At 45.5% G+C, this 11,203-nt stretch carries 5 protein-coding genes and 3 pseudogenes; 5 read left to right on the forward strand and 3 right to left on the reverse strand.

The window, feature by feature from the left end:
• The first annotated feature begins 191 nt into the window (after positions 1–191).
• From PG879_RS20005 to PG879_RS20015, 3 genes are read left to right on the forward strand one after another with little or no spacing between them, the layout of a single operon-like run.
• Positions 192–4,646, forward strand: a complete 4,455-nt coding sequence (locus PG879_RS20005) for an EAL domain-containing protein (protein WP_069785369.1) — start codon at positions 192–194, stop codon at positions 4,644–4,646.
• Positions 4,639–6,111 (forward strand): GAF domain-containing protein, encoded by a 1,473-nt coding sequence (locus PG879_RS20010; RefSeq protein WP_082189345.1) that lies wholly within the window; start codon positions 4,639–4,641, stop codon positions 6,109–6,111. The genes PG879_RS20005 and PG879_RS20010 overlap by 8 nt, the downstream gene beginning before the upstream one ends.
• Complete coding sequence (locus PG879_RS20015) at positions 6,086–6,661, forward strand: biliverdin-producing heme oxygenase (RefSeq protein WP_270830607.1); 576 nt, start codon at positions 6,086–6,088, stop codon at positions 6,659–6,661. The genes PG879_RS20010 and PG879_RS20015 overlap by 26 nt, the downstream gene beginning before the upstream one ends.
• 163 nt (positions 6,662–6,824) lie before the next feature.
• Here PG879_RS20015 and PG879_RS20020 read toward each other — a convergent pair.
• The 3 genes and pseudogenes from PG879_RS20020 to PG879_RS20030 all read right to left on the reverse strand — a co-directional run.
• Positions 6,825–6,983, reverse strand: a pseudogene (locus tag PG879_RS20020) (IS66 family transposase); the annotation flags it as partial.
• Between the two features lie 303 nt (positions 6,984–7,286).
• On the reverse strand, positions 7,287–8,918 hold the full coding sequence (locus tag PG879_RS20025) for a methyl-accepting chemotaxis protein (protein WP_103261767.1): 1,632 nt from the start codon (positions 8,916–8,918) through the stop codon (positions 7,287–7,289).
• A gap of 116 nt (positions 8,919–9,034) precedes the next feature.
• Positions 9,035–9,210, reverse strand: a pseudogene (locus PG879_RS20030) (transposase domain-containing protein); the annotation flags it as partial.
• A 1-nt stretch (position 9,211) separates the two neighbouring features.
• Here PG879_RS20030 and PG879_RS20035 point away from each other — a divergent pair.
• Positions 9,212–9,819 (forward strand): annotated as a pseudogene (locus tag PG879_RS20035) (IS1595 family transposase); the annotation flags it as partial.
• Positions 9,820–9,927: 108 nt separating this feature from the next.
• On the forward strand, positions 9,928–11,154 hold the full coding sequence (locus PG879_RS20040) for a sensor domain-containing diguanylate cyclase (RefSeq protein WP_425592099.1): 1,227 nt from the start codon (positions 9,928–9,930) through the stop codon (positions 11,152–11,154).
• Positions 11,155–11,203 lie beyond the last annotated feature (49 nt).

The following is an 11,203-nucleotide window of genomic DNA, read 5'->3' on the forward strand; positions in this document are numbered from 1 at the left end:
ACATGAAAGCCAGCATCCGGGCCAAGGTGGAGCACCCGTTTCGCATCATCAAGCGACAGTTCGGCTTCGTGAAAGCCTGATACAAGGGGTTGCTGAAAAACGATAACCAACTGGCGATGTTATTCACGCTGGCCTTAACAAGATATAACTCAAATGAATCAAAAAGTAATAATTATTGGGTATGGAATAGCATGAATTTAATCATTACAGCCATTGGGGCTTCAGCGGGTGGGCTTGAGGCGATTAGCGCACTGCTCACCCTGCTCACCAGAAACGATGACATGTGCTTTGTGGTGCTTCAGCATTTATCGCCCTCGCATCGCAGTATGATGGCTGAAATCTTACAACGTTCAACTGCGCTCTCTGTTAAAGAGATGGAAGATCAGGACGAACCCTTGCCCAATATGGTGTTTGTGGTGCCTGCGCACAAAAATGCCGGTTTTGAGAATGGTCGGTTTACCTTGTCAGCCATTTCGCAACCGAATAACCCGAAGCCATCGATTAACTATTTTTTTACAGCATTAGCGGAAGAAAAAAGAGATCGCGCGATTGGCATTATTTTGTCGGGAACGGGTTCTGATGGCTCATTAGGTTGTCGGCAAATTCACAATATGGGCGGCATCACGATAGCGCAAAACCCCGATGGTGCGAAATATGATGGAATGCCACGTTCGGCCATCGAATCGGGTGTAATCTCGCACATTATGAGCATTGCAGAAATAGCGCAATACCTGTCTAGTATTGAGGTTGCCAATAACGCAGTCGATGCGCTGCTGCATGATGATTTGCGGGTTCAACAAATCATCGAGTTGCTTAATGAACGCTTACAGCGTGATTTTACCGGTTATAAAAGTGCGACGTTGATTCGACGCATACAGCGACGTATCAGTGCCGTGCAAAGTGTTGGGTTAAACGAATATCTGGCCTTTCTAACCAGTTCAGACAGCGAAGCCGAGCTTTTAGCCAACGATTTGCTGATTTCAGTAACCGCCTTTTTTCGCGATAAAGAGGCTTACAAGGCACTTGAAGCAACGCTCAGGCAATCCAATACGGCAGCCGAAGACGAGTTTCGCATTTGGGTTGCCGGTTGTGCGACCGGTGAAGAAGCCTATTCGCTGGCGATCATGATGTATGAAATCTGGCTGGATAGAGATAAAAAGCCAACGTTGCAGATATTTGCTACCGACATTGATGATGCGGCCCTTGAAACCGCACGACGTGGGTTATATCCGGCAATTGCGTTAAAAGAATTAAGCCAAGAGTTAGTTGAGCGTTATTTTAATAAACGCGGCGCGTATTATGAAATTATTAAACCACTGCGAGATGCAATTGTTTTTGCCAAGCATAATTTAGTCAATGATCCACCATTTCTGCGTTTAGATGTGGTCTCTTGTCGTAATGTTCTTATTTATTTTGACACCGCACTTCAAGCGAAAGTATTACAAAACTTTCACTTTGGTTTAAAAAAGAATAGTTTACTGTTTCTTGGTCGCTCAGAAACAGTGGCTCAAGCCGACAAGCTATTTAACTCTCATGATGCGCGAGAACGAATTTTTTCTAAAACGGGAGAAATACAGGTTTTGCCACTAACAAAAGTAGTGAGTGGTACAATAAAGGTAAAAAATCAGAAAAAGAGTGATCAACAAGACGCGTTATTCAATTTTTTGATTAATAATTATAAATTAACTCTTGCCGTATGTGATCGTGAAGGCAATGTATTACATACTAGGGGTCATGTGGAGCAGTTTTTCTTATTTCCATCAGGAGTTACTAAATATAATTTATCAGATGTGCTGCACCCATCTGTTCGTGCAGATGCCATCTCTTTATTTCATAAAGTGCAAAGAAATAGATCTAAGTGTGAAAGCCAGAAACGGCATATAAATCATCAACACATCAAATTTATTGTTTCTATTTTAGAGCAAGAAAATTTTGAATCCTATTTGTTAGTGTTTCAAATTGAAAATGAAGAGAGTAAAAGTGTTTCATTAATATCGTCTGACACGCCTTCATTTAATAATGATGATTTAAAAAATGAGTTAATTAGCACTCGTGAGCATTTGCAAGCGTTGGTGGAAGAGTTAGCCACAGCTAATGAAGAGATGCAGGCCTTAAATGAAGAGGCGCAAGCATCGAACGAAGAGCTGCAAGCCACTAACGAAGAGTTGGAAGCCGCCAACGAAGAGATGCAGGCCACCAATGAAGAGTTGATCAGTGTTAATGAAGAGTTGAATGTTAAAACCGGTGAATTGGCCAAACTCTATGAAGAGTATTCCCATCTTTATGACGCGTTAGAGTTTCCTATTTTAGTGTTTGATAAAGAGTTGCGTTTAATTCGTTTTAATGCAGGGGCGGCACAATATTTTTCATTACGATTAACGGCGCATTATCAATCGGTGGAGAAAATTAATTTTCCTGATGAATTTAATGAGCTGGCGACCTTATTAGGTAAAACCTTATCGCATGGTGATAGACAAAGCGCACTGATTCAGCATCTGAATCGTTATTTTCATCTGATTATCACGCCGGGGTTAAATCAGAAATCAGAGGTGATTTCGTTGGTTGTGACCATGATCGATGTCAGTGATTTGATCAATGCGAAAAATAAACTGTCGGCATCTGAGCATCGCTTAACTGCCTTAATGGAGCACACAAGTATTATTTTCTCCATGCGTGATCTGCATGGGCGATATCTCTATGTGAATAAGCGATTTACTGAGTGTTTTGACGTTGATGAAGCCGATTGCATTGACAAAACAGATTTCTCTATTTTCCCCACTGCGTTTGCAGGGGCATTATGGGGTGCATCGATCGAGTCGTTACAAACTGAAAACCCGATAGTGCGCGAGTATTATTTTAATAATAAAAATCAAAATAAATTTTTCTCGATTAAACATCAAACATTGCGTGATAGCGATAACCACCCGATTGCGTTAATTATTGAAGGTGAAGATATTACTGAGAGAAGAATTCAAGAGTCACAATTAAGAATTAATGCTCGGATTTTTGAACAAGCCGGTGAAGCTATTGTTGTGATGGATAAATGCGGAATTATTACCTCTGTAAACTCTGCATTTTATAAAATTACACAATTTGATGAGTGTGATGTAATAGGGCAACCGGCCAGAGAAATTATTTTTAACTCGACAGGTACGTCTGATATTTATGATGAGATCAGCTATTCGATTAAAACTGATGGCAGTTGGAAAGGGGAAATTTTAAGTAAACGCAAAGGTGGTGAGGTTTACCCTGAATTGCTCACTATTAATCGAGTTGAAGATTTTCAAGGTAACCCTGAACATCTGGTGGCCGTTTTTTCTGATATATCGCAGATTAAAAACTCACAAAAAGACATTGCTTATCTGGCCGAACATGACTCACTGACGAATTTGCCAAATCGTGCCACGTTTGCGAATAAATTAAGAAAACAATTAGCAGAATCTTTGGATAATAATAGAACCAATGCACTGTTATTTATCGATTTAGATAATTTTAAAAACATTAATGACACGTTGGGTCATGATGTGGGCGACCGCGTATTGCAAATTGCGGCATCTCGATTACGTCATATCATTAACAGCAATGATTTTATTGCCCGTTTAGGTGGTGATGAGTTTACGATTATTTTATCTGACACCACCACCGAAGATGCAGCCGCAGTGGCCAAAAAAGTGATTGATGAAATGTCACTGGTTTATGAGGTGGCTAATCGTCAGCTCTTTATTTCGGCTAGCATTGGCGTAGCGATATCACCCATGGATGGTCATGACGAGCATAGCTTATTAAAAGCAGCTGATGCTGCGATGTATAAAGCCAAAGAAAATGGGCGAAATCGTTTTGCTTTTTTTGAGCCTGAATTGCAAGTTAAATTGCTGCGTCAAGCAACGCTTGAACGGGCAATGCGTGTTGCGATTGAAAATAATCTGTTTTATCTCGTATATCAGCCGAAATTTTTGATTAATGACAAACTCGATATTGTCGGCGCAGAGGCATTGATCCGCTGGGATGACCCTGAAGTTGGCAGTGTATCACCAGCTGATTTTATTCCCCTTAGCGAGAAGAATGGGTTGATTTATGAAATAACGCGCATTGTTATTCATACTATTATTCAGCAATTGGTGCAATGGCGGAAAGAAGGGCTTAAATTATTACCAATAGCATTTAATTGTTCGACCAGAAGCCTGCATGAACCTGATTTGGCTGATTTTGTTCTATCATTAATGCGAGAAAATAGCCTTCCATTTGAACTGCTACAAATTGAGATCACAGAAACGGTATTACTGGATAACAGCCAAGTGGTTTTATCCAACTTAGAACGTTTAAATTATCATGGCATTAAAATTAATATTGATGATTTTGGCACTGGTTACTCATCACTCAGCTATTTAAAACGGCTGAATATATCAACACTGAAAATCGATCAGAGTTTTGTCTCTGGCTTAGGCAATGACTTAGAAGATGAAGTGATTACCGAGGCGGTATTAAGCATGGCCAAATCATTTTCATTGGAAACGGTGGCAGAGGGTGTTGAAACAGAAACGCAGCTGTGTTGGTTAAGGCAACATGGTTGTCATGTCGCTCAGGGTTATTATCTTGCTAAACCGCTGACGACTAATGCTTTCAAGGAGTACCTGACTCTTGAATGAAAAAAATACTTTTCTCTGTGCGTGCGAGCAAGAGGAATTGCATTTATCTGGGGCTGTGCAGTCATTTGGTGCGTTGATTCTTACCGAAGAGAATGGCTATATCACACACGTCTCAGTGAATACTGATGCAATTTGCACGTCGGCCATTCCGGGTCAATTTATTGATCCACGTTTGGCAAAGCTTTCGGCTAGTCTGGGCGTGCAAGTGGGTACTAATAAGATAGTCGCTTGGCACGATCAGGGCTTTAATGGCTATATCTTGATGACAAAAAGTAAAAACAAAAGCATTATTTATGAGTTTTACCCGAGTGATATCAAGCACAATAACGTTATATGCACGCGCTTTGATTTTTTAGAAAAGCCTAATTCAGACAGTGAATTGTCATGGCTGCAAAAACGGTTAGTTGATTATATTTCTGAAGCGACTGGTTTTGAGCGGGTGATTTATTATCAGTTTATGCACAATGGCGATGGTGAAGTAATTCATGAGTCAGTGTCATCATCACATATTGGCTCTTACATTGGATTACGCTTTCCAGCCAGTGATATTCCACGCATTGCTCGCGATCTCTATGTCTTAAACCCTTGGCGTTATATTTATAATGCACCCGATATAACCACGCCAGTTGTCGGTATTACCCCTTCTGCGCCTGATTTAACCTATGCCTCGTTGCGCAGTGTCTCGCCGGTGCATGTTGTGTATATGGGAAATATGGGGGTGAATACCTCAATCTCTTTTCCTGTGATATTACATGGTGAATTGGCGGCGTTAATTACCTGTCACCATTCAACGCCACATTATATTGAGCTACCAATGTTGGAAGAAATTAGCTCACATGTTCAACATTATTCGATGATGCAGTCATCGTATCTAACGCAAAAAAAAATAAATTTACTCGATGGGCTTGGTCGTTGGAAAGCCGACACGCGCATTAAATTATTTAAAATGATTGATGACACAAACCAATGGGCGGAATTAGCCATTTGGTTAATGGATTCTTTTTCAGCATCCGGCATTATGTTCTGTGTGAATGATAATTATTGGGGCTATGGCACGATTCCCAATGAAGAAGCCTTTGCCGTTCTTGATGACTATTTTGTGCACTCAAAAATACAGATTTGGAGCGAGCACGCCTTATCGAAATCATTTAAATCGATTCTGTTATCACCGCTCGCTGGCGTATTAGGCGTCACGGGAATGGCGGACGCAGAGTGTCATGTTCGCCTGCTGTTATTTCGCAATGAGCACATTGAAAGTATTTCATGGGGTGGCAACCCGAATAAACCAACGAATTCGCACGATGGCGCTATTGGTATTTCGCCACGCATTTCATTTGAAAAATGGGTTGAAAAAACAGTCGGTAAATCGAAAGTGTGGAGTCAAAAGAACCAGCTCCAAGCCCTTAAGTTACGAGAACTATTATTAGAGGTTGAGCGATATGTCCAACAATCTGGAACAATTTAGACAAGGTTTAAAAAAAGCCCATGCTGATTTGGAAATGGAGCCGCCGTTTCGTGCGGTATCCGGCCATACGGTGACTATGGCGGATGTAAAAAACTTTCTCTCTATTTTGCATCGTTTTTATCAAGCCACCGATAACCACATCATTCATTCCCCCTTTGCGATTGATGGGCTCTATCAGCGCCGCGCTGATCTATTGGCTGAAGATATTAAAAACATCGGCGGCGAGCCCGTGTTTACGGGGGCGTGTGATGTGGCTATGCCTGCCATTGATAGCGAAGCGCAGTGGTTGGGTGTGGTTTATACCATCGAAGGCTCTGCGGCGGGTGGGCGTTATCTGTTGCGGCATTTACGACATCAATTGCAAGAGAACCTTGGGGCCTGCACCTCGTTCTTTACGACGATTTCGGCAAGTTATGAAACGCATTGGCCGAAAGTCATCGCTGCTTTTAATGAAAAAGTGAACACTGATAGCGATGTTGAACACGCGATCTCTGCTGGGGTGAGCGTTTTTGACGATTTGGTGCTGATCTCAAAACGCTTACCTGTGTAACGGGCCTTTTCACGGGTTTCCTCGATACAGATCTTTCCTTAATACTGCTATCTCCTCGATCTTTCCCTGCATGTTGGCATTGGTTATGGCCAACATGTTGGATCGGCGTGCCACACAACGTTGAGCCACTTCACAAAGCTGACATTGTAACAGTTCACTGGGACTACGTTGACAACAACAACTCTTGCTGAATTGGATAAACTGTCTTTTCTATGCAGGCTTTCACGATGGTCCGTAACCATTCCTGAGGACAACGTTTCAGTCGCTTCGCTGTCTCCACTAACGATAAGATCCGCTGTCTAAATTGTTCACCCCTATGTGACCTCAGAGATCCCCTCATTTTTAGAGACTCAAATAATTCCAAGTGTGCGGGTATATAAGCGGCGTTGCTTCAGGTAGTAGATAAATTTATCCATCAACAAGACCGCATTGGCTTCTTTCATTTTAGGGAAGGTGCTAACAAGTCACTTGGCACAAAAACACACCATTCTAAATTATTGATATTAAATGGCTAAACTTTTTAGTTTTGGCGCATAGGGTACTTATTCGCACCTTCCCTAGGGGAAGCCGTTTGCATCTGTTTAGGAAAAACCGGGCCCCGCTATCCGCGGGGCCCGGTTTTGATTTAGGCCATCAGCTTTTGCATGGCGCGGTTGAGGTCGACCGCGGTTTGATGCAACTGGTCGCTGGCACCCTGGGTGCGGTGGGCGTTCTCTTCGTTCTCGGTGGCGATGGTTTTGATATCCACCAGGTTGCGGGCGATATCTTCCACCACCAGCGTCTGCTCCTCGGCGGCGGTGGCGATCTGCTGGTTCATGCCGTGGATCTGGCTGATGGAGCTCGTGATGCTCTGCAACTTGCGACCCGCGACCGTCACCTGTTCGATACTCTGCTGGCTGAGTTGCTGGCTACTACCAATCGCCTGTACCGCTTCCTGGGTGCCACGCTGTACCTTGGCGATGATCTGGTTGATTTCCGCCGTAGAGTCCGCCGTGCGCTTGGCCAGGGTACGAACCTCGTCCGCGACCACGGCGAAGCCGCGACCCTGCTCACCGGCCCGCGCCGCTTCAATCGCCGCATTCAAGGCCAGCAGGTTGGTCTGCTCGGCAATGGAACGGATCACCTCCAGCACGGTACTGATGCGGCGGCTATCTTCATCCAGTTGTTTTATAACGCCAGCCGTGTTGTCAATTTCTTTACCCATCTGGGCAATGCCGCCTATGGTGTCCTGCATCACTTGCTCGCCTTCGTGAGCCGTATGGTCCGCCTGATCCGTCGCCTGGGCGGCCGATGCGGCATTCTCCGCGACATTCTGCGCCGTCGCCGACATCTCGTGCATCGCGGTAGCCACCATATCGGTGCGGGAGAATTGATCCTGGGTGCCCTTGGCCATCAACCCTGAGATTTCCTTGAGTTCATGGCTGGCACTATCCAGCTGCTCGCCACTCAACTTGAGCTGGGAAAAGGTCGTCCCCAAGAAATCGCGCAGGGTATTGGCGGCCTTGGCCAGGGCACCTAGTTCATCCTGCCGTTGCAGCGCAAAGGGTCGATCAAACTTGCCATGGCTCAACTGGATAATGAAGTCGGTGAGCGCCTTGATCGGCACCAGCAGTTGGCGATTCACCAACCAGAGACTGAGCACCCCCACCAGTAATGACGCCACAATCAGGAATACCACGCCGAGAATGGCTTGGCTGCGGGTCTCCTCACTAATGGCTTGGGCCTGACGATTGCCTTCTTCATGCAGATGCTTGACCAGAGCCTCCATCTGCTCGCTGGTTGCCCGATCGATACCCTTCACCGCCTGATCCCCCACAGTCGGGTCGCCCTGAGCGGCAACAAACTTCTCTTTGCCCTGACGATAGGCCAGCCCGAGTTTCTGATGTTCATCACTCAGGCTCCGCACCTGGGCAACCAACTCCTGATCCTGCCACTGCCCGGCCAACTGGCTCAGTTGCGCCAGCGTCTGGTTGACCGCACGCTCCTGCTCTTCAAACCGGGTCCAATACTTGGTCAGAGCCTCCGGATCCTTGCCGCGCAGCAGGACATTTTTCCACTCCTGAACCTGGCTCTTGAACTCCAGATTGGCCCGCTCAACCAGCGTCGACTCTTGCAGCGTGCTGTTAACCAGGGATTGATAATCTTCGACCCCGTGCTCCAGCAGACGGAAACATAACAACGAGATGATGACGAGAAGAAGAATACTTCCGCCCAACAACGCCAGTAACTGTGCTCTCAACGAACCTTGTATGGACATACTTGCCCCTTCATGACCTGAATCTGTACCTATATAGCGCCCCATGGAGCCTGACACCGTAATGGTGTCGTCACCGGGGGCGGCGTAGCATACACCGTAAGCGCCGTTAAATCGACCTACTTGCCTTCGTTGTATTGCACCACTTTTTTTGAAATCGGCTCCAGCGCCACATTCCACGGTAGCAGCGCTTCCAGCTTTTCCAGGCTGTCCGCTTCGCCGATCCGCGCAGCACATAATTGATATACGCTGACGGCTCCAGTTGATTGGCTTTGGCGGTCTCCAGCAACGAGTAATATGACACCGCCTGGATGCTCAAGCACAAGCTGCTGCAAGCCATGAAAGAGTCCGATGACAAGCAGCCCATCAGCGGCATCATTCAGCTCGATGATGTCTACTGAGGTGGCGAGCGCCGTGGTGGCAAACGGGGTCGGGGCGTGGCAGGCAAGACGCCGTTTGTGGCAGCAGTGGCCCTGAACAAGGGAGGGCATCCAATCAAGATGCGGATGACGGTGGTCGATGGTTTCAAAACGTCATTGCTGATTGGGCAAAACGGCATATTGCCAGTGGTAGCGCGGTGATATCCGATGGATTGGCCTGTTTCAAAGCGGTCAAGGAGGCCAATTGTGAGCACCTGGGTGTTGTCACCGGGGGCAACCTGGACTGGCTGGATCATCCGGCATTCAACTGGGTAAACACGATGATAGGAAATGTGAAAAACTCGCTGCGGGGCAGTTGCCATACGCTCGGAGCGAAGCATTTACCAAGGCATCTTGCGGAATACTGCTTCCGGTTTAATCATCGTTTTGACCTCAAGAGCATGTTGGTTGAATTGGGGCATGCAGTCGTGGCAAGCCCTCTGATGCCATATCGGCTCTTGAAGCTGGCTGAGGGTCATGGGTAATCAGGTAAGGCCTTGATTATATAAGCTGTTCATGTCAGTCTTTTGTTTTCAGCGGAAGAGAAAAATTCGATGGGAAGTTCTGAACTTAGCTTGCTGAAAATGGCGATTATGCAGTCTTGGAACGCGGTTGTGATTACCAGTGCTGACAGGGCAGCAGGATATCCTGTAAAAATTGCGAACCCTGCTTTTTGTCAGATGACAGGTTACGCAATTGATGAGTTGTATGGTCAGTCATTGAAGATGTTACAAGGCCCTGCTACAGATCAGGAGGTGATTAACCGGCTTAGAAGTTGTCTTACCAGTGGTGAATACTTCGAGGGTATGGCTACTAATTACCGCAAAGACGGTTCGCCATATTTGGTGCGCTGGAATATCTCACCGGTACGAGATGAGGTGGGTGACATCACGCACTTTGTTTCAGTGCAGCAAGATATGACTGCTTATGCCAAGGTAGAAGATACCAGTAAAATTCTTGGTCAGGCACTGGATGCCGCAGCAGAGCCGATACTCGTTACCGATGCGCATGCAAAGATAATCTTTGCTAATAAATCGTTTATCCAGGTTAGCGGTTACGAAGAATCAGAATTAATCGGCAATACACCAACACTTTTCAAGTCAGGCTTACACGACGATGACTTTTATAAGAACGTAAAAGCGTCTTTAATGACAGCAAAGACGTTCCAGGCAATTTTCATTAATAAACGTAAAGACGGTACCTTGTATCATTCTGAGCAGAGTATCTCCGCTATCAAAGACCAAGCTGGTAACATTACTAACTATGTTAGTGTTGGAAAAGATGTCACTGAGCGACTTCGTGAAGAGCAGGCGCTTCGTGAATCGGCAACAGTGGATCAACTAACTGGTTTGTTTAACCGCAATCATGGTAAGGCGTTGTTAAGTGAGGCTTATAGCTTTACTCTTAGCCGGGAAGAGTCCATGAGTCTCATTCTTTGCGATATTGACCACTTTAAGCAGATTAATGATAGCTTTGGGCATCCTGTTGGTGATCAGATTTTAGCTCAAGTATCGGGTCTGCTTCGAAAGTCGGTTCGGGGTAATGATCGGATAATTCGTTGGGGCGGCGAGGAGTTTTTGATCCTGCTTGAGAATTGCACTGATATGGTCGCGGCAGAATTAGCTGAACGTTTGCGATTGCGAATTGCTTCAGAGCAGTTTCAGAATGTAGGCAAGGTCACCGTGTCACTGGGAGTTGCATCATTATTTCAGAAAGAAAGTTTAGAGCAGCTGATCAGCCGTTGCGATGAAGCCTTGTATAAGTCAAAACGTAATGGTCGAAACCAACTAACGTTAGGGAAGGTGCGAACAAGTCCCTGATATGAGATCATGTTTGTCATCTGGAGCCATGAAAAAGGGTTCATCATGA

This window comes from Aeromonas sp. QDB63, assembly GCF_027707425.1.
Lineage (GTDB): Bacteria > Pseudomonadota > Gammaproteobacteria > Enterobacterales > Aeromonadaceae > Aeromonas > Aeromonas caviae.

What these genes read in the sequence shown, in the direction of transcription:
- PG879_RS20025 (WP_103261767.1), bottom strand. Translation starts at nt 8,918, where the DNA reads ATGTCCATACAAGGTTCGTTGAGAGCACAGTTACTGGCGTTGTTGGGC.
- PG879_RS20040 (WP_425592099.1), top strand. Translation starts at nt 9,928, where the DNA reads ATGCAGTCTTGGAACGCGGTTGTGATTACCAGTGCTGACAGGGCAGCA.
- PG879_RS20015 (WP_270830607.1), top strand. Translation starts at nt 6,086, where the DNA reads ATGTCCAACAATCTGGAACAATTTAGACAAGGTTTAAAAAAAGCCCAT.
- PG879_RS20005 (WP_069785369.1), top strand. Translation starts at nt 192, where the DNA reads ATGAATTTAATCATTACAGCCATTGGGGCTTCAGCGGGTGGGCTTGAG.